Source organism: Litorilituus sediminis (assembly GCF_004295665.1).
GTDB lineage: Bacteria > Pseudomonadota > Gammaproteobacteria > Enterobacterales > Alteromonadaceae > Colwellia > Colwellia sediminis.
This window is the reverse complement of record NZ_CP034759.1, coordinates 1,686,532-1,709,107: the sequence shown is the minus strand read 5'-3', so window position 1 is coordinate 1,709,107 and position 22,576 is coordinate 1,686,532. Positions and strand designations below refer to the sequence as shown.

Here is a 22,576-nt window from a genome sequence, read left to right as displayed (position 1 = left end):
CCTCGTTAAGACGGGGCGTATTAAACTGTTTTTCCTTTTCCCCGTCAACACTTTTTTTGCGATTTTATTAGAAAAGATGTTTGTTTGCTTGTTTTTAAGGCATTTGGCTCGTTAAAGCAGCAATTTATTCACTTGGTGGCACGTAACCTTCAATTTCAGGCTCTTTACCTTCGAATAAAAAGTCGACCATGGCAGTTTCTAAAAATGCGCGATCATCAGGATTCATCATATTCATTTTCTTTTCATTAATCAGCATGGTTTGCTTTTTTTGCCATATGCCCCATGCTTCTTTAGAAATATTATCAAAGATGCGTTTTCCAACCTCACCTGGGTAAAGTTGAAAACCTAAGCCTTCGGCTTCTTTGTTTAAATGCTGACAAAATACTGTGCGACTCATAATAACTCTCTATTGGCTAGTAAATTATGCTCATTCAATGAGCTGTGCTAGTGGTCTTAATTGATTAATTAGTTTCTGCGTTGATGCGGCTAGGCCGACGCTTTCATTTTGCTGTAAATCATACCACCTTTGCGGTGTTGTTTCGTTTATTTCTTGCCTGATTTTATTACCTGATAGCTTTTCACAATCAACAACTATGGGTTTTATGTCTAAGTGAAAGTGGCTAAACGTGTGTCTAAACTCAGGTAAGCTTAATTGCTCTTTGGCTTTAAGGCCAAGCTTATTTAGTAAAGTATCGAGTGAAGATGTTTTTTCTATTTCATAAAAACACCATAAGCCGCCCCATATACCTGTAGGCGGTCGTTTTTCCATTAATACCTGTGAGGTTTGCGCTGTTGCTATTCTTGGGATCACCATAATAGTGCTTTTTTCCGGTATTTTCTTTTTCGGTTTCTTTTGCGGAAATTCGCTCTGACGCTCACTTTGATTTGCTAAACAGGACAATTCTACCGGACATAAAGAACAACTTGGTTTTGTTCGCGTACAAACGGTTGCACCAATATCCATCATGGCTTGATTATAGTGATTGGTTTCGCTGCTTGGTGTTAGAGTTTCTGTGAGTTGCCAAAGCGCTTTATCAAACTTAGCTAAACCATTGTAACCTTCAACTAGGTAGTTTCTGGCAAGAACACGTTTTACATTACCATCTAATATTGGGTGATGTTGATTTAATGACAAGCTTAAAATTGCCCCTGCCGTTGAGCGACCAATACCTGGTAATGCTATCACGTCATCAATATTTTCTGGGAAATGTCCTTGATAGTTATCACGTATGATTTTTGCCGCTTTATGTAAGTTTCTTGCACGAGCGTAGTAACCTAAACCAGTCCAATGATGTAGTACGGTATCTTCATCGGCATTAGCCAAATCTAAAACCGTAGGGAAACTATCCATAAATTTCAAGTAATAAGGAATGACCGTTTTTACTTGGGTTTGCTGCAACATGATTTCAGAAATCCATACTCGGTATGGGGTTTTGTCTTGCTGCCAAGGGAGGTGCTTACGGCCTTGTTGATGATACCAAGTAATAACTTGTGAGGAGAACTGCAAAGCAGATGCTTTGGAAATAATTTCTTGTGCTTTCATGGCGCGCCAGTGTAGCAAATTTGCAGCTTAGCTCAAATAGCTAAAACAGATTGTTGTTGCTTGCTTGGCAGCATATAATATTGCCACTTAAAATTAGCCCATTAGCATGCAGAGGCATTAGATGAAACTTGAAGCAAAAAACCGTAGCCGTCGTTTACGTAAAAAATTACGTGTAGATGAATTTAAAGAGCTTGGCTTTGATGTAGCGTGGCAATTAGATGAAAAGATTACTAGCGAAGAGTTAGACAGCTTTATTGATAAGTTTTTTGCACAAGTAATCCAAGCAAATGGCTTAGGTTTTGGTGGTGAGGGTGATTCATTGTGGCATGGCTTAATATGCACACAAAAATTAGGCTCTTGCACAGAAGAGCATAGAGCGGCAGTAGAAAAATGGTTAACGGATAATGGTGCGAAGGCTGTATCGGTTAGTGAGTTATATGATGTTTGGTGGGCTGAATAAATTCTGACTGTTTAAAGGCACTTTATGCTGCGTTAAATAAACTCAAAATATGAAGAACTATTTTAAGTTTATTTGCCTTGCCTAAAATGCATTTAATTCACTCAGGCAGCAAGCTGAGTGTTGAGCGATAAAGTAAAAAGTTAAGCTGCGTTAAGTAAATGCAGTTTATAAGTTAAAGATAAATTAGTAAAAGATATCAATAATGACTGATAAACCAGAGAAAACACATAAAACCATTGAACAGGCTGAGCAAGAAGGCAAGTACATTCGTAAAGTTCGCAGCTTTGTAAAACGCGAAGGTCGTTTAACGAAAGGGCAAGAGCGTGCTTTAAATGAGCATTGGCAAACGATGGGACTTAACCATGAAGATGGCTTAATTGATCCTCAAGTTGTTTTTGGCAATGACAAGCCTGTTGTCTTAGAAATTGGCTTTGGTATGGGGAAGTCGTTGGTTGAAATGGCAAAGGCAGCACCAGAGCTAAACTTTATCGGTATCGAAGTACATAAGCCAGGTGTAGGCGCTTGTATTTCTTATGCGGTAGAGCAGGGAGTTGATAACCTGAAGGTATATGAGCACGATGCCATTGAAATTCTTGCTGATTGTATTCCTTCAGCAAGCCTTAGTACAGTGCAGTTATTTTTCCCTGATCCTTGGCATAAGAAAAAGCACCATAAGCGCCGTATTGTCTCAGCTGAGTTTGTTGAAACCATTCGCCAAAAGCTTAAAGTCGGCGGTGTATTTCATATGGCAACAGATTGGGAAAACTACGCTGAATGTATGCTAGAAGATATGCGTAATTCACAAGGTTATAAGAACTTATCTGAAACTAATGATTTTGTACCAAGACCTGAATCAAGACCACTGACTAAGTTTGAAAACAGAGGTCATCGCTTAGGTCATGGTGTTTGGGATTTACAGTTTAGTAAAGTGGACTAACCGACAATTTTAATTGGCCAATTAGGGTAAATATTGGCGCTCAATATGGAAAAGATGTTGGGCGTTTCGTAAATTGCCTGTATCGCTAAGCCAAGATTTATCGATAACACCTTTTGTTAAAGCCGCATGCAATATGCGGCTTTTATATTGGGTCCAATAAAAAAGGCTGGCTTGCTGATGGCATTCATTATTTGGCAATAACTCGCTGCGACTTTCATCAAGCTCAGCAATGATTGCTTCAATAACCTGAGGTTTTAGCTCTTTTTCTATGCGCTGTTTAAAGCGATTAAATTGTTTAGCTCTAACTAGCTGCCATATTAGCCATAATAATGATGAGATGGCTAAAAAACCGATAACTTCCACGAAAGCTCCTAGATATTACATTCGCTATTATGGTATCACTCAAATGGTCGCTTAGTGTAGAAATACCTGATAAAAATAAATGTATTGGTTACACTAACAGCCTAGTTAATTTTATATGGATTTATCTTAATGATGAGAATGTTATTAGCGGTAGCGCTATCTTTACTTACCCTACAAGCATGTGCGGCAAACTCGGTACAAAAACTATTTAAGAAGGTTAATCCTGCGGTAGTTGAGTTACATGTGCAAGCATTAGCTGATCCTCAAGTAGGCCAAGTAACCTATAAGCAACAAACTGCAGGCTCATTAGGCTCAGGTGCTTTAGTGAGTAAAGAAGGGCGCATTCTAACTGCGGCTCATGTTGTTGATAAAGCAACGGCTATACAGGTAGAGTTTGCTGATGGTCGTAAAACCACAGGTCATGTTGTTTGGGTAAAGCCGTTAATTGATTTAGCCATGATTCAAGCCGCTGAAGTGCCAAGTGATATCGAACCGTTAGCATTAGCTGAGTCGGCAAGTTATGAAGTTGGTGAGCGTGTTGTTATTATTGGTGCCCCTTTTGGTGTTAGTCATAGTCTATCTGTCGGCTATTTAAGTGGCATTCGCGATGGTAAAGAGATCCCTGGCTCAAGCTTAGTTCCTCGATTATTACAAACAGATGCCTCGATTAATGTCGGTAACTCAGGTGGACCCATGTTTAATTTAGACGGTGACATTATTGGTATTGTTAGTCATATACTGTCTAAAAGCGGTGGTAGTAATGGCTTAGGCTTTGTTGTCTCGGTTGATACTATTCGAGCGGTCATTGATAGCGACCCTGGTACTTTTTCTGGTTTTATTCCTTTCTTACTTAATGAAAAACAAGCGTACGCACTAAATAATGCCGCAGGCCATGGCGCATTAATTCAGCATGTTATTCCTGGAACTTTGGCCGATAAATTAGGTTTTAAAGGCGGTGATATTAGCGTGGTGATTGGTCGAACCCCAGTACTACTTGGCGGTGATATTTTGCTATCAGTCGCAGGTCAGGAAATTCGGGATTTGGAGTCAGCAGTCAAATTAAAACAAAAGCTTTCTGGTTTAGAAAAAGGCGAAAAAATAGTCTTTAAGTATTTGCGCGATGGTGAAGTAAAAACGACTCACTGGCTAGTCGATTAACTAGAAGCTAGGCTCTTTATTGATATTGTCACTAATCAATGAGCAATCAAAGCTAAATAGAGGCGAAGTAAAGAGCGGCCATTGCAGCCGCTCTTTTTGTCTGAGCGATTAATTATGCTTTGATTGTGCTATGTCCATGCGCGCATTTGCTCTGATGTTAACGTGTTGTTAACTATTAACTTGTAAGTTGACTTTTATCGTCAACAGGCTTTAAATGAGGTTAACTTATAGGAATAGATAGCCTGAATTTTTTAATAATTAGGCAAAGAGCGCATAATGATTAATGCTGTTGGCGTAAACAATAAACTAGGACGACGCTTATTGGCGTATATTTTATTGTGCAGTATTTTCTTTTCTATCTGCTCTACATTAATTCAGCTTTACGCCTCCTTTAAAGACGATGTGCACCAACTAGAGCAGCGTTTTGACAATATTGAAAAAAGTTATTTACCAGCATTAGCGACTAGCCTTTGGGATTTTAATGAAGCTTTAGTTGCCGTACAGCTACAAGGCATTGTTGATTTGCCCGATATTGGCTTTGTCAAAATTTATAATGATTATGACTATCAAAGTCAGTTAGGCGACGCTAATATTCAAGCAGAAAAGTTTGTTGAGTATGCTATTGTTTATGGCGATAATGTTGTTGGCAAGTTAGAAGTATTTGCCGATTATCAAGATATATATCGCAACTTATACCAACAAGCTGGATTTATCTTGACCAATGAATTTATCAAGATATTTTTGCTGGCTTTTTTCATTGTTATTATTGTTAACCAGCTAATAACCCGTCATTTATTTCATATTACTTCATTTGCACAACAGCTAGACAGTCAAAACCTTGAACATGAGCTTAAGCTTACTAAACGAAATCAAGATAAAGATGAGTTAGATTTTTTAGTTGATGCTATCAACTCCATGCGTGTTAATTTAAAAGAAGAAATTGTAAAGCTTGAAGAGGCCGAAAATGCACTGCTTGCTTTAAACGGTGAGCTGGAAGTGAAAGTTCATGATAGAACCGCCATGTTAGCGCAAAGTAATGAGCAGCTTCAACAAAGCGTTGATGATTTAACCATGGCTAAAGATAAAATTGTTCAATCTGAAAAAATGGCATCATTAGGGCAATTAGTCGCCGGCGTTGCTCATGAAGTTAATACCCCTTTAGGTATCTGTATTACTTCTATCACGGCATTGAAAGAAAAGGTGGATGATTTACAAGCGGCGATAGTAAATGAAAAACTGACCAAGTCTAACCTAGTTGATACGCTCAATTTATTAAATGAATACCAGCAAATTATTGAGCGAAGCTTAACTAAGTCAGTTGATTTAATTAGAAGTTTTAAATCTGTTGCTGTGGAGCAGCATAGCGATCCTGAAACAAAAGTACACTTAGCTAAACATATTCGCGATGTGGTCAATACGGTAAAAACCATGTTTAAGCGTAAGAACTATCATATCAACCTTGATTTGGATGAAGAGCTTAATTTTGTCACTTATCCCAGCGCTTGGAATCAAATTATTACTAACTTTTTGATGAATTCTCATGTACATGGCTTTGAAGGTCGAAGTGACGGGGAAATTACCATTGCATTTAGCCACTTAAATGGTTTTCTTACTTTAACCTATCAGGATAATGGTAAAGGTATTAGTGATGAGGTGCGCAATAAGATATTTGAACCCTTTGTTACCACTAAGCGCGGGCAGGGCGGCTCAGGACTTGGTTTAAATATTGTGTTTAACCTAGTTGATGCAAAACTTGGTGGCTCAATTAAGTGTGTTGATGTTGAGCAAGGGGTGTGTTTTCAAGTTAAAGTACCGATAACGCCTATAGGCCAAGAAAAACAGCAAATGAGTTTGGTTTGATATTTATTATTAGCCAATAAAGACAAAAGCGGCTGTAAATGCCGCTTTTGTCTTTATTAATTGAGTGCTTTATTAGTTGAGTATTTTATTAGTTAAATCTAGCAAGGCTGTATGGGGATAAGTCTATATCGGTTTTCTCCCCTTGAATAAGCTGACCAATTAGCGCACCTGTGATAGCTCCTTGCGTCAACCCTAAGTGTTGATGACCTAAAGCGCAGAATATATTGTCATGATTTGGCGCTCTGCCTATAACAGGTAAAGAGTCAGGGAGTGATGGTCTAAAACCAAGCCAACGTTGCTCGTCACTTGCTGATTTAGGATCAAAATCGCTAATCTCATCTAACATTTTATTTGCATGTTGAAATAATAAATCAGCGCGCTTGTAGTTAGGCTTTTGCTTAAGACCAGCAAACTCAACCGTACCAGATAGCCTTAAACCATGCTGCATAGGTGTCATAATGAACTTTCTTTCTGCTGAGGCTACAGGGCGATTTAGCGAAGGTGTACCTTCTTGCTTATCGGCAATATCAAGAGAATAACCGCGCTCTACTTCCAGTGGCAGTTTATAACCTAGTTGGGCTAACACTGCTTTTGACCATGCGCCGGTGGCAATAACGATTTGATCAAACTGGTAGCTTTGCTCATTAGCTGTAATGGTTACGCCATCTTTATTGTCGCTGATATTGCTTATTTCTAATTGTTGGTAGTGAACACCTTTAGCAAACGCAGACTCGGCTAAGGCATCACAAATGGCTGCTGGGCTTGCTGTATGACCAACATCAGTGAAATAAAGGGCATGATTAATTTTACCACTTAAGTTTGGCTCTAGTGCCAGGGTTTGTTGACGATTTAATAGCTCAACGCTAACTCCTGCGCCATGGTAGTGTTGCCAGTGGCGCTTCACTTCATCATATGGGGTATCTTCAAATACTAATAGGCTACCGTCTGTCGTTAGTAAGTGCTCTGCGTTAGCGTCTTTTAATAAAGGCTTGTAATAGTCGATAGCATTTTTATTAAGTGCCTTAATTGCTTCACTATTTTTATTACGAATTTTACTTGGCATATTAGCCATAAAACGAAGAAACCAAGGTAATGCTTTAGGAAAATAACTTGGCGAAAGAGCCATAGGGCCTAGTGGATCAAGTAATAACTTAGGAAGTTGTAACAATAACCCCGCTTCAGCTAAAGGAAATACTTGCTCGGTAGCAAAATGACCAGCATTTCGTTGAGAACAACCCGAACCTACACCTTCTTTATCTATGAGTGTTACTTCATAGCCAAGGTTTCTTAATGATAAGGCACAATTAATACCGATAATACCGGCACCAACTACTGCTATGTGTTTGTTGTTACTATGGTTCATTAAAAATATCCTGTAAAATAGCGCTTCTAGCGTGGAGTATTATATAAACTTTTATATGCAAAAATTTGATTTAGCACTTGCTTGATTGAAATAATTGTATACAATATTCGATGTTGGTACTAGTAATACTTTCAAAAGTATGCTGTTTATTTTGACTAATAAATAATAAAGTGATTGAGAGGTAGACAGGTAAGCGCCTGTCCAGCAGTAAGCGCATAATATAGCTAAGCCCTTACTACTGACATTACTTAACAAAGTTTAACCTTTAATTCGTGTTAAACGTTATAAAATACAATGATGTCGCTCACTTTGATTCCTCAAGGTGGGCTTTTTGATAATTAAAGTTAGGGAACACTATGATAAAAGGCACATATGCATGCATTGATGCTCACACATGTGGCAATCCTGTTCGATTGGTAACAAGCGGTCACCCAAATTTAAAGGGTGAAACTATGAGTGAGAAACGTCAAGATTTTCTAGAAAATTATGACTGGATCCGTCAAGGGTTGATGTTTGAGCCTCGCGGCCACGATATGATGTCAGGGTCGTTCTTATACCCACCATGCAGCGAAAATGCTGATGCGTCTATTTTATTTATTGAAACGTCTGGCTGTTTACCTATGTGTGGTCACGGTACGATAGGTACTGTTACCTCTGCATTAGAAGCTGGCTTAATTACGCCAAGAGAGCCGGGACACCTTATTTTGGACGTACCTGCTGGACAAATTCGCATTGAATATCAGCAAGAAGGTAAAAAAGTTACCGCAGTTAAGATTTTTAACGTGCCAGCATACTTGGCTCATCGTGATGTAACCTTGGAAATTGAAGGCTTAGGTAAGCTTGTGGTTGATGTTTCATATGGTGGTAATTATTACGTAATAGTTGAACCGCAAGATAACTTCCCTGGTATTGATGAGTGGAGTGCAAGCGAAATATTACACTGGAGCCCTATTGTAAGAGAAGCCGCGAGTAGAGCGGTTTCTTGTGTACACCCAGATGATCCAACGGTATGTGGTGTTTCTCATGTACTTTGGACTGGTAAAGGCCAAAATGTAAATTCTGATGCTGCAAACGCAGTATTTTATGGCGATAAAGCAATCGATCGCTCGCCATGTGGTACGGGTACTAGTGCGCGTATGGCTCAGCTATTCGCCAAAGGTCACTTAAAAGCAGGTGAAACTTTTATCCATGAAAGTTATATCGGCAGCCAGTTTATTGGCAAGATTGAAGAAACGGTGCAGTTAAATACGCCAAACGGTGAAATTACTGCGATTAAACCAAGTATTCAAGGTTGGGCACATGTTTTTGGTCAAAACACTATTACCATTGATGATGATGATCCGTATGCGTTTGGTTTTATTGTTAATTAACAATAACAACAAACATTAGTCAATTATGCCATGCGCTAACACATGGCCTTGTTAAATGAAGAGATGAATATGACTATTTCAGGTAAAAATTTAGTTGCCGGTGAATGGACTGGCGAAGTAGAAGGCGGTTTTACAGCATTTGATGCACAATCAGGTGAAGCATTAGCTCAAACATATGCAGATGCAACAGAAGCTGAAGTAAATGAAGCAATTACTGCTGCTAATGAAGCATTTAAAACGTTTGGCACGTTAGAGCCTGCTATGCGTGCACAATTTTTACGTACCATTGGTGAGCAAATTGTTGCTTTAGGCGATGAGCTTGTTGAAATTGCAACCACAGAAACAGGCTTACCAGCTATGCGCATTCAAGGTGAGCGTGGTCGTACGGTTGGTCAATTAAACTTATTTGCTGACTTATTAGAAAGTGGTGAGTACGATGCTGTGATTGATTTAGCAGATCCAGCACGTGAGCCATTGCCTAAGCCTGATACTCGTTTAGGTTATATCCCTCTAGGTGTTGTTGGTGTTTTTGCGGCAAGTAACTTCCCATTAGCATTTTCAACTGCTGGTGGTGATACAGCCTCTGCCTTAGCGGCAGGTTGTCCTGTTATAATGAAAGCTCACGCAGCACACCCAGGTACTGCTGAATTAGTAGCACAGGCGATTCTAAAAGCGATTGAAATTTGTCAATTACCTAAAGGTGTATTCTCATTACTTCAAGGTAAAAATTATGGTATTGCCACTCAAATTGTAACTCACCCACTAGTAAAAGCTGTAGGCTTTACTGGTTCTGAGCGTGTTGGTTTAATTTTACAACAACAAATCAACGAGCGCCCTGAGCCAATTCCTTTTTACGGTGAATTAGGTAGCTTAAACCCACAAATGATCATGGCGAATAAAGTAGCACAAGATGGTCCGGCATTAGCTGAAGCCTTAGTTGGCTCATTAATGATGGGTCAGGGCCAGTTCTGTACTAGCCCAGGTTTATGGGTTGTTGTTGAAGATGATAATTACGCTGCATTTGAAGCTGCTGCGGCTAAAGCAATTAGCGCACAACCAGCAGGTGTGATGTTAACGCCGAAAATGGCACAAGGTTATATCGACACAGTTGAAGAGTGGAAAAAGTCTGGAGCAACATTAGTCGCAGAAGGCCAAGCAGCAGAAGTAGCACACCACGCTCGTGCTAACTTATTCTCAACTGACTTAGCAACGTTTAAAACAAATGAGCTTTTACGTGAAGAAGTCTTTGGTTCTACTGCATTAATTGTTCGCTGTAAAGACGCTGCTGAGCAACAAGAATTTATTTCTTACATCAAAGGTCAGTTAACAGGTGCTATACATGCCGTTGATGCTGATTTAGAGGCAACACGTCAAGTTGCTCAGTTATTAGTACATAAAGTAGGACGTTTAATTTACAACCAAATGCCTACCGGTGTAGAAGTTTGTGCTTCAATGAACCATGGTGGTCCATTCCCAGCATCAACTGATTTACGTACAACCTCAGTTGGTAGTAAAGCGATTACGCGTTTCCAAAGACCAATTTGTTACCAAAACATGCCAGCAGAATTATTGCCTGAATTGTTAAAATAGTTGTTCTTTTGCGTAAAAATGCAAAAAAAATGAGGAGTTATTGAAAAATAGCTCCTTTTTTTATGGTTTTATGTTAAAGAGTCCTTATAATATGTGCCAGTACTTTTAGGAAACATGTTATGACCATAGTATATAAAACTAGAACGCAGCTAGTGGTTGAAACACTGAGAGAGAAGATTCTCAGTGGCGAAATTAAGGCGGGAGATCCGTTAAGACAAGCAGCCTTAGCTGAAGAATTAAATGTAAGTCGAATTCCGGTAAGGGAAGCACTGCTGCAACTAGAAGCTGAAGGTTTAGTTTCTTTTGAGCCGCATAAAGGGGCAACTGCCACTGAATTAAATGCTGATCAAGTTGATGAATTGTTCGAGCTAAGAGCAATGATCGAATGTAACTTATTAGCAGCTTCATTGCCTTTATTAACTGAAGCTAAGTTAGCTGAAGCTACCGATATCTTATCACAACTTGATAAGGCATTAGGTAAAGAGAATGCTGCCAATACTTGGAGCGAGCTAAACTCTCGTTATCATAATTGTCTGTACTCTGCTGCTAACAGACCACAAACTCAAGATTTAGTTAACACGCTAAATAAGAATGCTGATCGTTATATTCGTATGCATTTATTATGGGCTGGTGGTATTTCAAAAGCAGGTCCAGAGCATAATCAATTACTTGAATGTTGTAAGTCAGGTGATGTTGAACAGGCTGTAGAAATTTTAAGACAGCATATTTTGGGTTCAAGGGATGAAATCAAAGCATTCTTAGAACAACGTGAATCCGTAATTAGCCAGTAGCCTTTTCAGTTATATCTATAGTCTAAATATTTGCTTACTTTTGCTTGTACTAAAAGTAAGCAAATATTGACTTTCCCCCTATAAATCTTTAGTATTCCCGCCCTTTAAAATCAATACATCTTGTTAATTTATCTATGCTAATAGGTGTACAAGATTAACCAACCCTGTTTGTTACTGATTGTTCAAAATCAGTGCACAGAAACTCAAGAGATCATAATGTTTGAATTACACGCAAGTAAAGTTGCTAACTTGAAAAATGATGTGCTATCGGGCTTAACCGTAGCTTTAGCCTTAGTGCCAGAAGCGGTAGCATTTGCTTTTGTTGCGGGTGTAGAGCCACTCGTTGGTTTATACGCTGCCTTTATGGTGGGGTTAATTACCTCTATTTTTGGTGGCCGCCCAGGTATGATCTCTGGTGCTACTGGTGCTATGGCAGTAGTGATGGTGAGCTTAGTGGCAATTCATGGTGTTGAATACCTGTTTGCTACTGTCGTACTGACCGGCTTACTGCAAATACTGGCAGGGCTATTTAAGTTAGGTAAATTTATCCGTTTAGTACCTCATCCAGTAATGTTAGGTTTTGTTAATGGTTTAGCTATTGTTATCTTCTTAGCTCAATTAGGCCAATTTAAAGTCACTAATAGTGCAGGTGAGCTTGAGTGGATGCAAGGACAAGCGTTATATACTATGGCGGGCTTGATTATTCTTACTATGGCAATTATTCATTTATTGCCAAAGCTTACTAAAGCGGTACCTTCTTCACTTGTTGCTATTGTTGTTGTTACTGTACTGGTGCAAAGTCTAGGGCTTGAAGCTCGCACTGTAGTTGATTTTGTTAGAGATATGACCAATGATCCAGCAGCATCTATTGCGGGTGGCTTACCACAATTTTCTATTCCCAATGTGCCTTTTAACTTAGAAACATTAACTATTATCTTACCGTTTGCTTTAGTGCTTGCTGCTATTGGCTTGATTGAATCACTGTTAACCTTAACTCTTATTGATGAATTAACCGGAACTCGTGGCCGTGGTAATAAAGAGTGTATTGCTCAGGGGGTGGCTAACACAGTAACAGGCTTTTTTGGCGGTATGGGTGGTTGTGCCATGATTGGTCAATCTATGATTAATGTAAATTCAGGTGGTCGAGGTCGAGCTTCGGGAATTACTGCGGCTGTGGCACTGTTAGGCTTTATTCTTTTTGCTTCAAGCTTAATTGAAATAATTCCATTGGCTGCTTTAGTTGGTGTAATGTTTATTGTTGTTATTGGTACTTTTGAGTGGTCAAGTTTTAGAATCTTAGGCAAAGTGCCTAAAGCTGATGCATTCGTTATCGTACTAGTATCAGGTGTTACGGTGGCAACAGATTTAGCGGTAGCTGTAGTTGTTGGTGTTATTGTTTCGGCGCTTGTATTTGCATGGGAGCATGCGAAACATATTTTAGTGACTCGAACTACTAATGAGAAAGGCTCAACCGTTTATGAAGTAAATGGTCCAATCTTCTTTGGCTCTGTATCAAACTTCTTGGAGCAATTTAAACCTGATGAAGACAGTGACGATGTGATTGTTGAATTTAAGAATGCCCGAGTTGCTGATCACTCTGCTATTGAAGCAATTGATACCTTAGCTGAACGTTATCTATCACGCGGTAAAACTATGCATTTAATGCACTTAAACCAAGAGTGTAAGGATTTATTAGAAAAAGCAGATAAGTTAGTAGAGCTAAATCTAATTGAAGATCCTGATTATCATATTGCCACTGACAAGCTTGCTTAGCTTAATTCAGTTTAAAAAGTACGTTGTTAGCTTATACTTAATTAAGTAGAGTGTTCAGCGTACTTTAGTTAAAAGGGATGTATCATATATGCAACTAGACTTTTTTGATGTACCAAGCCCCTGTGTTGGTATTTGCCAATCTGATGAGAAGGGTTATTGTCTAGGTTGCATGAGAACGCGTGAAGAGCGTCAGTCTTGGGGCGAGTATGATAATGATGACAAGCAGAAAGTTATTAAGCGCTGTATTCAAAGACGTAAGCGTAAATTAAGTAAACAAAAAGCAAAAGTTGTTGAACAGCCGCCTGTTGAAGATATGCAACCCTCATTACTTGATCCACCAAGTAAAACTTCAATAAAAAAAGATAGTGATCTAGATTTTAGCGACTTTGAATTGTAGCGCTGAACAATCAAATAATTTTGTTAAACTACCTTAAAAAACAGTTGCTAGACAGATCAAATCTAGCTATTATACGCGCTCTTTAGCAAGCCCTACTTGTTAATGCCCCGATAGCTCAGTTGGTAGAGCAGAGGATTGAAAATCCTCGTGTCCCTGGTTCAATTCCGGGTCGGGGCACCATATTGAAGCCTTAGCTTATGCTAAGGCTTTTTTGATCTTAAGCTTCATTATTCCTACCATGATTTTGGCAAGCTAACCCTTCATTTCTTAAAGCATATAGCAGTATTCAATTATAGGCATGGCTCAATTATGTATTTGTTTACTAATTGGTCAGGTTTTTATTCATATTTATTGCTAAAAAATTCAAAAAAGATCCGCTTTTCTTAGTGATTTTATGTAATTCCCTGTCTGTTTTCTGAGCGATTTGGCTGTTATTTAGACTCCTTTAAAACTCCGAAAAGTCTCGTATAATAGGTAACTATATGTTTTTAATGGTTATATTTAATTGTCATATAAATGCGTTAAAAAGTTATTGATCGTAACTTATGGCTGAAATATACTCGATGTATATATATTGTATACAATATGTGTTTGTTTGATGAACTGCCACGGTAGTGAATCTTAAAATAAGAAAAAACATAATAATGAAACCAAGGGGTAATAATGTCTAAGTTTATTAAAGCTGGCTTTACGTCAAAGAAATCATTAGCTGCAGTTGCTGTTAGTGCTGCATTAATGCTTTCAATGCCTAACGCAATAGCGGCTAACAAAATCAATGGTAGCATTGCTGGTCAAGTATCTGTGGAATCAGGCTCTAGCCTTGAAAATGTACAGGTAGAGATTAAGCATGAATCAAAAGGTTTAGTTCGTTCTACAGTTACAGATAGTAACGGTAACTTCAATATGAAGGCACTTCCTATCGGTAACTACACTATTCGTTTTGTTAAAAACGGATATGAAACAATAGAAGAGCAAAAAGTAACAGTTAAAGCTGGTACAAAAGCATCATTCAACATCGCTATGTTCACTAGCAGCGACCTTGAAAGAATCAGTGTTACAGGTTCAAAGGTGCAAATGGTTGATTTTGAAAGCTCTACTACACAATTAGTTGTGACTGCTGAAGACTTAGCTAAGTTACCTGTAGGTCAAGACTTAACGTCAGTTGCATTATTAGCTCCTGGTTCTTCACTTGCTGCTGACCCAGATGATGACTATGGTCGTGGTGCATCTTTTAACGGTGCTTCTGTTGCTGAAAACGGTTACTTCTTAAACGGTCTTAATATTACCGATATTCGTAAAGGCTTAGGTCATGTTGATTTACCTTGGGAAGCAATTGCGCAAACTAACGTTGTAACTGGTGGTGTTTCTGCTGAATACGGTCAGTTTATTGGTGGTGTTACTGATTTGGTTTCAAAGTCTGGTGACAATGAATTCAAATTTGGTGTAACCGTTGATTACATTCCTAGCAGTTTATCGTCTACTTCTCCTGATACTTGGGGATATGACACAACAGCTGATGAGAATGGTAACTACCCATTTGATCCTATTATGATCGATAATAATGGTGATTCTTCATATGAAGAAATACGTTATAACATCTACGCTAGTGGTGCCATTATTGAAGATACATTATTCTTTTACGGTATTTTTAACCCACAAAAAATTGATGATGACTATGCTAACGAGAAAGCTGAACTTAGCGAAAGACGTTACTCTTATCAAGATGAAGAAGCTGATTACTGGCTAGCTAAAGTTGATTGGTTTATTAATGATGAACATAGCTTAGGTATTACTGCGCTAAATAATGAGTGGGAAAAGGATTACTATTTTAGAACAGGCCCATCAGGTGCTTTATCAGATCCTGAAAAATCTACTTGGGGTGGTTCAATGTGGTCTGTTAACTACGACGGTATCATTACTGATGAGATCACATTAAGTGCTATTTATGGTGTAACAGAGCAAACATCTAACTCAATTAACCCAACTGCCGATATGACGCCTATTTGGGATCGTCGCGACGCTTGGGGCTGGGATAAAATGGGTGACTGGGTTGGTACATACAGAAATGAATTACGTGATGACCAACGTACACAGTTTCGTGTTGACTTAGATTGGGAAATCGGTGACCACACCATTCGTTTTGGTTATAGCCAAGAAGTGGTAGAAACTTCTGATAACATTGAATACGCAGGTGACGGCAGAGAATACGAATACCGTATTATGAGTCAAGGTACTCTAGATTGGATCAATGGTGAGCGTGCTAAGTTGGGTCAGGGCCCTGCTGAAGGTATTGCGGCTGGTGATGACTACTTCCGTGCACGTCGTTATGATCGTGTAGGTACTGCAGAGTCAGTTAATCGCGCATTCTATATCCAAGATACTTGGAACGTAACAGATGAAGTTACTTTAAACATCGGTTTACGTAACAGTGCCTTTGAATCTAAAACAGGTGAAGGTGATACTTACGCAGAAATGGACAACCAATGGGCTCCTCGCTTAGGTGCTATTTGGGATGTTGGTGGTGAAGGTGTCACTAAAGTGTCTGTTAACTACGGTCGTTATTATATGCCTATTTCACCAAATACAAGTGTTCGTATGACATTAGGTGAAACTAACCAATACGATTACGCCACATTTGATTCAATTGGTGCAGATTACCTACCAGTTAACCCTGAATCAATGTACCTACTTAACTATGGTGATGGTACATTTACTCAGCCACATGAGACTTTAGTTGATGCTGATTTAGATCCTATGTACAGCGATGAAATCTCAGTGTCTGTTACTCATGAGCTAAATGAAAACTGGATTGTTGGTGCTAGATACCTTTATCAAGACCTAATTTCTTCAATTGAAGATACCAACATGAAGTACACGTTAACTAAGTGGATGGAGCAAAATCCAGAGGAAGCTGCTAAGTTAGATCCTAATTGGGATATTAGTAGTTCTTGGGTTGGTATTGTCATTAACCCAGGTTCTCCAGTTCACTTAGCATATGACCAAAATGAAGATGGTGTAATTTCAGGTGGTGAAGGCGTAACTTGGTCTGCTGACTATATCGGTTTACCAAAAGCGGAAAGAACATATCAGGCGTTAGAGTTTACTCTTGAAGGTAAGCCTACAGAAAATTCAACGTTACAAGCGTCTTACACATACTCTAAATCTGAAGGTAACACTGAAGGTTTAGTAAGTGGTACTCACTCTCAAGCGGATCCAGGTTGGTCTGGCTCATTTGATAGCCCTGAGTTTACCGATTACTCTTACGGTAGAACATCAAATGATATTCCTCATAAGTTTAAAGTTTTCGGTGGTTACGATATTACTGATAACTTAAATGTTGGTTTAGTATTCTTCGCTCAAGAAGGTCGTGCTCGTAACATTTTAGGTTACCATCCAACAGATGCTGGTTCTTGTGCTCCTGAGAAAGATGTTACTTGGTGTGAAGATTGGGATAGAGAAAACTTCTACACTAATGGTGAACCGTCTCCTCGTGGCGCTGGTGGTCATGGTGATTGGATTACTAGCTTAGATATGAGTGTTAACTACCGTATTGATGTAGGTTATGGTGAAGTATTGTTATCAGCTAAAGTATTTAACGTACTTGATTCTAACACTGCTACAACATACAACGATATGACAGAGTTTGATAAGACAATTGGTTTGAAAGATCCAAACTATGGTAATCCAACTAGTTACCAAGCTCCTCGTAGCTTCTTATTCACAGCTCGATATGATTTCTAAGATAAGTTAACTTTTTAGAAATATTAAAAACCGCGACTTTTAAAGCCGCGGTTTTTTTGTGCTTTGAATTTGTCATTACACGATAAAACAACGTTAGTTCATTGAGATTAGTATGACCAACTAGGCTAAGAGTTCTAATAACTATCTGCGAAAACCTTAGTAGTAAGTTATTAAATGTTATTGAAATGACAATCTCTGTATAGTATACATATTATATTGTATTCAATTTGGTTGTTACTAAGTTGGTCGTATTAGCTTAGTTAAGCTATTGCAGTATGGATGCATAACAATAATTACAACAACAAAACACAACAAGGAATTACAATGAGAAATAATCAGACTTTTAAACTTTCTGCTTTGTCTGCTGCTATGTTATCCATGGCAACGGGCTTTGCTACTCCTGCTTTTGCTGCAGAAGAAGCGGAAGTTGAAAAAATTATGGTAACAGGTTCGCGTATTGCGCGTGCAGAAGTTGCCTCAACCTCGCCAATTACTGTGGTATCGAAAGCACAGATGACTAAGCTAGGAATTACAGATGTTAGTACAGCGCTACGTCGTTTGCCTGCAATAACAGGTGCGAGTGCTAATAACCAAAGTAGTTCTGGTGCTAACAATATTCAAACTGCCACTTTACGTGGTATTGAAGCAACGAATACTCTTATCTTATTAAACGGCCGCCGTATGGTTGGTTCAGACGAAGATGGCTTAGTCGATTTATCAACAGTGCCATTTGAAGCAATCGCGCAAATTGAAGTACTAAAAGATGGCGCTTCTGCAATTTATGGCTCAGATGCGATTGCTGGTGTAGTAAACATTATTACTAAGCGCAATTATGAAGGCTTTGAAGTGAATGCTCGCTATGGTCAGTCTTCAGAAGGCGATGCTGAAGAACGTGAAGTTGGTCTAGTGATGGGCTTTAGTACTGATAAAGGTAGTGTCATGATTGCTGCTTCGAGTAGTAACAATGACGGTTGGGAAGAAAAAGACCGTTATATGACCCGCGATACAGATCGCGAATATATGGGCGGTACAGATGTTAGCTCTGGTACAACACCATTTTCGCGTTTATCAGGTTTTGGCTTAGATGGAACAGATGGTAAAACTTGGACCGTTCCTGATGCAAGTAACCCTTCGCAAGTTGTTTTATTTGACTATGATGAAATGGGCTATAACTATCGTGCTGCACAATCAGGTGCAAACGATAACAAAACTAACAGTGTTTTTGTAACTGCTGATTATGAATTAAGTGATGATGTTATCTTTTTTACCGAGCTTTCTTTCCATGATGGCTTTGTGCAAGGTAATCAAGCGCCTCCAGGTACAGATACAGGTTGGTATGGTGATAACGTAGATACACCAAATGCCTTTAAACGTTACCCTGATGCAGACGGAAATAACTTTGGTGTAGGTCCAAATCAAAAATATAACCCATTTGGTATTGCCGGTAACGTAACGCGTCGTTTTAGCGAATATGGCCCACGCATTTATAAAACAGATAATAATATCAAGCGCTATACCTTAGGCTTACAAGGTACCATTTTTGAAGAGTATGATTGGGAAGTTAACTTCTCAAGCCAGTCTGCAGAGCTAATTAGCCGTGGTGGTGCACAGCCGTCAATTAATCAAATTGAGCGTGCCTTATCAGATGAGTGTGAAACAGAAGCAGATCCAACTTGTGTAGCACTAAATGTATTTGGTCCTGAAGGCTCAATTACTACTGAAATGCTTGATTTTATCAACACAACAGCACCTGTAGTAACTAATAAAAATGATTTGATGTTTATGCAGGCGCATATTTCAGGTCCTATCGTATCTATGCCAGCGGGTGACTTAATGTTCTCATCTGGTATTGAGTATCGTGAAGATCAGCTTTCAATGGAAGTTGATCAAGCACAACGTACAGCTACCTTTGATGTATCTTGGGGGGAGTCTAGTACACCAGTTATTTCACCTGTACGAGAAATTACTGAGCTGTATTTAGAATTAGCAATTCCGGTACTTGATAGCTTAGAAGTAGAAGCTGCAGTTCGTTATAGTGATTATAGCGATATTGATGAAAGCACCACTAATCCTAAGTTTGGTGTTATTTATCAACCACTTGATATGCTAAAACTTCGTGCAAGTTATAGTACTGGTTTTAGAGCACCTACTATGGCGCAAATGTACCAAGGGCGTACGTCATCACTTACCACTAATTTATACGATCCGTGTAATCCTAATAACGAAGCTAATTTTAGCTCTTCAGACCCTAGGTGTGTTGCCTTAGGGTTAGATCCACAATATAGCCAAAACGCCATTCAAAGTTTTGATGTGATCGGTGGTGGTAACCCAGACTTAAAACCTGAAGAAGCAGAGAATATGACGTTAGGTTTAGTGGTGGAGCCGCTTGATAACTTATCGTTTACTTTAGATTACTTCGATATCGAGCAAACCAATGTCGTTTTTGCCAGCACCGATTATGTTATTGATCAAAACCTTGCTGGTAACCCCGAATATGCAGGTGATGTATTACGTAGTAATAATGGTACTGGCTATATTCAAACAGTCATTGCGCCAGCAAATAATATTGCCGCGCGCAACTTATCTGGTTTCGATTTTAATGCAAATTATGTATTAGAGACAGATATTGGTGAGTGGCGTATCAACTTAGATACTACCTTAATGGATTCCTTTGAAGTTCAGGATACCAGTGATACACCGTTTAGAGATATCGTAGGTACTTATGATGCTGCATTTGGTAGTATTCCTGAGTGGAAAGCGGCAATGCAACTTGATTGGAGTATGGGTAACTTTCGTGCAACTTGGGACTTCAACTATAACAGTGATCTTAAAGTGCTTGTCGCAGATACAGATCCAAATGACGCCGATAAAGTTATTTATAAGACTCGTACCTATAAGGTGGGTGATGTAGAAAAAGAAGATATCATGGATGCAACTTTTATTCATAATATGCAAGTGGGTTACTTCATTGACTCAATTGGAACCGATGTTCATTTTGGTATTCAAAACGTATTTGATAAAGAACCGCCTTATTTAGATAAAGGTGTTACTTCTACAGATGATAACTTGTATTCATTCCGTGGTAGGTTCTTCTACATGGGTGTTAAGAAAGAGTTTTAATTTGTCGTTATAAATTACTTAAAGAGGTTTCTTTGAGTAAGTTCATGTTTAGCCCACCACAGTAATGTGGTGGGTTTTTTGTATTTATTTCGTTAAATAATAGCTAAGTTATTTTGGCTAGTTCAAGTAGGGAGTTGTTTAAATATTGCAATATAATTATTGCCAATCAAGTAAGCGCTTTTGTCCTTCAATTTTGCGTATATCGGTAATATCTTGAGACATTTCAATTACACCTTTATATGTGCCTTCAATATCACGAATAGCAAAATAACGTATATGAATTTTACGTTCTCTATAATCAATCCAAAACTCTGCTGTATCTTGGCTACCTTGCTTAAAGGCTTGTAGAATTTCTAGCACAGTATCAACTGATTTTGGCGGGTGACAAAATTTTACTTCTCTGCCAATAATGCCGGCAGAACGAGGGAAGACACGGTTTTCACCGCGGTTATAGAATACCACTCTATCATTTTCGTCTACATAGGTTAGGTCAACAGGCATAAATTGCAGCATAAGGTTCAACTGCTCACCTGTCATAAAACCTTCATTTAAGCGAATACGATCGTCGGTAGAGAATGGTAGTCTCTTTTTGCGTCTCTCTTCTCCTGGGTGTGTATCATCTTGTGGTGGGTAAGGTGTTGGCGCTTCAGAAAGCATCCAGCCAATTTCCTCATCGCTAGCTCGCATTTCTTGCCAATCATCTTCTGATAATAGCTCTAAGGCATTAGGAAAGAGTCGCACTACTTCAATATGCATTAACCCTTGTAGATCTTCAGACAATGAATATAAAGCGCTATCGATATGGAAAAAATCTTTTTGTTCGATGTAATCACGTATTGTTCTAAACTGATCTCTTATTTTGTCATGAAAAGCCCACATGCCTTGGCTAGGGCCTGTCCAACCGTATTTTTCTAGGTAGGGAAATAATTGATTTTCTTTGCGAGCAAAGCGCTTTTCTACTGTGGCTAGTTGATTAAATATATTAAAGAAGGTTTCAAAGTCACTATTGATATCGACTTCATTAAGCTGTTGCAGTAACGCGCGGATCAAGGCGTTTTCTTGGAAAAATACTTTAACTGGGTGGCCTTCTGGAAGACCCATGGCATATTGAGGTATTGCTTTCATAGTAAAGAAGAATAATACAAAAAGCTTATCTTCGCTTATTTGTTCGTACTATGCTTTGTGTTAGATCATACCGATAATGGAAAACTGCTATACATTAACATTGTGTAGCTCATTAATAGCTAAGCTCTAAGCTCTAAGCTACACATATAAATAAATCATATAAAAGTGACACATAGCCGCAGCAAGCACAAATAGGTGCCATATAGCATGTGTGTAACGAATGTGCTTTTGCACATAAAATAATACGCCCAGACAATAAATTAATCCGCCAAGCGCAAGTAGCACAATAGCTGTGCTAGGCAAGGCTTCAGATAATTTGCCAAGAATAGCGAAAGAGATAAAGCCCATACCTAGGTAAGTTGCTAAAGAGATCTTTTTGTAGCGGTTACCAAGCTTGATTTTAAAAACGATACCAGCTAAGGCAATAGACCAAATTAATACAAATAAGCCATAGCCTAGTGAACCAGCAAGTGTTATCAGTAGTAGTGGTGTATAAGTGCCCGCTATTAGCAGGTATATGGCGCAGTGATCTAATAGCTTAAACAGCTGCTTAGCCTTTGGATGATGGATTGCATGATAGCAGGTTGATGCTAGAAATAGCGTAATTAAGCTCACACCATAAATAGTATAGGCAGTGAAATAAATGCTTTGTTTATTTGCTTGTAAGCTTGCTTGTATTAGCAGGAAGTATAAAGCAATGCAGCTTAATAAAGCACCTATGCCATGGCTGATAGCATTGGCTCTTTCTTCTTTTTTACAATAACTGGCAATTGTTGGCTGCATGTATGTGCCCAAATACAAAATTCAGCGTACAAGTGTACACTGTTCATTGTGTCGCTAGTAGTGATATTTAAAATTACTTGCAGAAAGCTTGGTATCTTATGCAATTTGGTTGGTATATATGTACGTTTAGTGCATGTTCAGCTTAATTTGAGCTGAAGCTAAAAGTGAAAAGCTTACTTAGGGGGAATAAGGGAAGTGATTG

The 22,576-nt window shown here is 38.8% G+C and carries 17 protein-coding genes and 1 tRNA gene; 12 read left to right on the top strand and 6 right to left on the bottom strand.

The features are described from left to right. Positions 1-124: 124 nt before the first annotated feature. Positions 125-397 (bottom strand): oxidative damage protection protein, encoded by a 273-nt coding sequence (locus EMK97_RS07625; RefSeq protein WP_130600918.1) that lies wholly within the window; start codon positions 395-397, stop codon positions 125-127. Between the two features lie 30 nt (positions 398-427). Then, the gene (mutY, locus tag EMK97_RS07620) at positions 428-1,543 is read right to left on the bottom strand and encodes an A/G-specific adenine glycosylase (RefSeq protein ID WP_130600916.1); all 1,116 of its coding nucleotides are present in this window, start codon (positions 1,541-1,543) and stop codon (positions 428-430) included. 121 nt (positions 1,544-1,664) lie between these two features. Between mutY and EMK97_RS07615 the strand changes: the two genes are divergently transcribed. Then, positions 1,665-2,003, top strand: a complete 339-nt coding sequence (locus EMK97_RS07615; protein WP_130600914.1) for a 50S ribosome-binding protein YggL — start codon at positions 1,665-1,667, stop codon at positions 2,001-2,003. Positions 2,004-2,205: 202 nt separating this feature from the next. Continuing rightward, positions 2,206-2,940 (top strand): tRNA (guanosine(46)-N7)-methyltransferase TrmB, encoded by a 735-nt coding sequence (trmB, locus tag EMK97_RS07610; protein ID WP_130600912.1) that lies wholly within the window; start codon positions 2,206-2,208, stop codon positions 2,938-2,940. 21 nt (positions 2,941-2,961) lie between these two features. Here trmB and EMK97_RS07605 read toward each other — a convergent pair whose 3' ends face one another. Beyond that, positions 2,962-3,303, bottom strand: coding sequence for a hypothetical protein (locus tag EMK97_RS07605; protein WP_130600910.1), 342 nt, complete (start codon positions 3,301-3,303; stop codon positions 2,962-2,964). Between the two features lie 129 nt (positions 3,304-3,432). Between EMK97_RS07605 and EMK97_RS07600 the strand changes: the two genes are divergently transcribed. Next, positions 3,433-4,461 carry a S1C family serine protease gene (locus tag EMK97_RS07600; RefSeq protein ID WP_130600908.1) on the top strand — a complete coding sequence of 343 codons (1,029 nt, stop codon included), beginning with the start codon at positions 3,433-3,435 and terminating at the stop codon, positions 4,459-4,461. A gap of 276 nt (positions 4,462-4,737) precedes the next feature. Then, positions 4,738-6,321, top strand: coding sequence for a sensor histidine kinase (locus EMK97_RS07595; RefSeq protein ID WP_130600906.1), 1,584 nt, complete (start codon positions 4,738-4,740; stop codon positions 6,319-6,321). Positions 6,322-6,409: 88 nt separating this feature from the next. On the opposite strand, the gene EMK97_RS07590 is transcribed toward EMK97_RS07595, so the two are convergent. Continuing rightward, the gene (locus EMK97_RS07590; RefSeq protein WP_130600904.1) at positions 6,410-7,684 is read right to left on the bottom strand and encodes an NAD(P)/FAD-dependent oxidoreductase; all 1,275 of its coding nucleotides are present in this window, start codon (positions 7,682-7,684) and stop codon (positions 6,410-6,412) included. Between the two features lie 356 nt (positions 7,685-8,040). Here EMK97_RS07590 and EMK97_RS07585 point away from each other — a divergent pair, with 356 nt between their 5' ends. The 8 genes from EMK97_RS07585 (at position 8,041) to EMK97_RS07550 (ending at position 20,466) form a co-directional block, all read left to right on the top strand. Further along, complete coding sequence (locus EMK97_RS07585) at positions 8,041-9,054, top strand: 4-hydroxyproline epimerase (protein ID WP_130600902.1); 1,014 nt, start codon at positions 8,041-8,043, stop codon at positions 9,052-9,054. A gap of 42 nt (positions 9,055-9,096) precedes the next feature. Further along, positions 9,097-10,644 carry an aldehyde dehydrogenase (NADP(+)) gene (locus EMK97_RS07580; RefSeq protein WP_246028906.1) on the top strand — a complete coding sequence of 516 codons (1,548 nt, stop codon included), beginning with the start codon at positions 9,097-9,099 and terminating at the stop codon, positions 10,642-10,644. Between the two features lie 119 nt (positions 10,645-10,763). Further along, positions 10,764-11,435, top strand: coding sequence for a GntR family transcriptional regulator (locus tag EMK97_RS07575; protein ID WP_130600900.1), 672 nt, complete (start codon positions 10,764-10,766; stop codon positions 11,433-11,435). 216 nt (positions 11,436-11,651) lie between these two features. After that, positions 11,652-13,208, top strand: a complete 1,557-nt coding sequence (locus tag EMK97_RS07570; RefSeq protein ID WP_130600898.1) for a SulP family inorganic anion transporter — start codon at positions 11,652-11,654, stop codon at positions 13,206-13,208. Positions 13,209-13,296: 88 nt separating this feature from the next. After that, the gene (locus EMK97_RS19350; protein ID WP_130600896.1) at positions 13,297-13,605 is read left to right on the top strand and encodes a DUF1289 domain-containing protein; all 309 of its coding nucleotides are present in this window, start codon (positions 13,297-13,299) and stop codon (positions 13,603-13,605) included. Between the two features lie 104 nt (positions 13,606-13,709). Then, a tRNA-Phe gene (locus EMK97_RS07560) sits at positions 13,710-13,785 on the top strand. Positions 13,786-14,268: 483 nt separating this feature from the next. Beyond that, positions 14,269-17,346 carry a TonB-dependent receptor gene (locus EMK97_RS07555; protein WP_130600894.1) on the top strand — a complete coding sequence of 1,026 codons (3,078 nt, stop codon included), beginning with the start codon at positions 14,269-14,271 and terminating at the stop codon, positions 17,344-17,346. A gap of 324 nt (positions 17,347-17,670) precedes the next feature. Beyond that, the gene (locus EMK97_RS07550) at positions 17,671-20,466 is read left to right on the top strand and encodes a TonB-dependent receptor plug domain-containing protein (protein ID WP_130600892.1); all 2,796 of its coding nucleotides are present in this window, start codon (positions 17,671-17,673) and stop codon (positions 20,464-20,466) included. Positions 20,467-20,622: 156 nt separating this feature from the next. Here EMK97_RS07550 and EMK97_RS07545 read toward each other — a convergent pair whose 3' ends face one another. After that, complete coding sequence (locus EMK97_RS07545) at positions 20,623-21,591, bottom strand: DUF438 domain-containing protein (protein WP_130600890.1); 969 nt, start codon at positions 21,589-21,591, stop codon at positions 20,623-20,625. A 138-nt stretch (positions 21,592-21,729) separates the two neighbouring features. Next, a complete protein-coding gene (trhA, locus tag EMK97_RS07540) occupies positions 21,730-22,374 on the bottom strand; it encodes a PAQR family membrane homeostasis protein TrhA (RefSeq protein WP_130600888.1) in 645 nt (214 codons plus the stop codon). Between the last annotated feature and the right edge of the window lie 202 nt (positions 22,375-22,576).

Coding starts and splice junctions, on each gene's coding strand:
- EMK97_RS07625 (WP_130600918.1), bottom strand. CDS start 397: ATGAGTCGCACAGTATTTTGTCAGCATTTAAACAAAGAAGCCGAAGGC.
- mutY (WP_130600916.1), bottom strand. CDS start 1,543: ATGAAAGCACAAGAAATTATTTCCAAAGCATCTGCTTTGCAGTTCTCC.
- EMK97_RS07615 (WP_130600914.1), top strand. CDS start 1,665: ATGAAACTTGAAGCAAAAAACCGTAGCCGTCGTTTACGTAAAAAATTA.
- trmB (WP_130600912.1), top strand. CDS start 2,206: ATGACTGATAAACCAGAGAAAACACATAAAACCATTGAACAGGCTGAG.
- EMK97_RS07600 (WP_130600908.1), top strand. CDS start 3,433: ATGATGAGAATGTTATTAGCGGTAGCGCTATCTTTACTTACCCTACAA.
- EMK97_RS07595 (WP_130600906.1), top strand. CDS start 4,738: ATGATTAATGCTGTTGGCGTAAACAATAAACTAGGACGACGCTTATTG.
- EMK97_RS07590 (WP_130600904.1), bottom strand. CDS start 7,684: ATGAACCATAGTAACAACAAACACATAGCAGTAGTTGGTGCCGGTATT.
- EMK97_RS07585 (WP_130600902.1), top strand. CDS start 8,041: ATGATAAAAGGCACATATGCATGCATTGATGCTCACACATGTGGCAAT.
- EMK97_RS07580 (WP_246028906.1), top strand. CDS start 9,097: ATGGCCTTGTTAAATGAAGAGATGAATATGACTATTTCAGGTAAAAAT.
- EMK97_RS07575 (WP_130600900.1), top strand. CDS start 10,764: ATGACCATAGTATATAAAACTAGAACGCAGCTAGTGGTTGAAACACTG.
- EMK97_RS07570 (WP_130600898.1), top strand. CDS start 11,652: ATGTTTGAATTACACGCAAGTAAAGTTGCTAACTTGAAAAATGATGTG.
- EMK97_RS19350 (WP_130600896.1), top strand. CDS start 13,297: ATGCAACTAGACTTTTTTGATGTACCAAGCCCCTGTGTTGGTATTTGC.
- EMK97_RS07555 (WP_130600894.1), top strand. CDS start 14,269: ATGTCTAAGTTTATTAAAGCTGGCTTTACGTCAAAGAAATCATTAGCT.
- EMK97_RS07550 (WP_130600892.1), top strand. CDS start 17,671: ATGAGAAATAATCAGACTTTTAAACTTTCTGCTTTGTCTGCTGCTATG.
- EMK97_RS07545 (WP_130600890.1), bottom strand. CDS start 21,591: ATGAAAGCAATACCTCAATATGCCATGGGTCTTCCAGAAGGCCACCCA.
- trhA (WP_130600888.1), bottom strand. CDS start 22,374: ATGCAGCCAACAATTGCCAGTTATTGTAAAAAAGAAGAAAGAGCCAAT.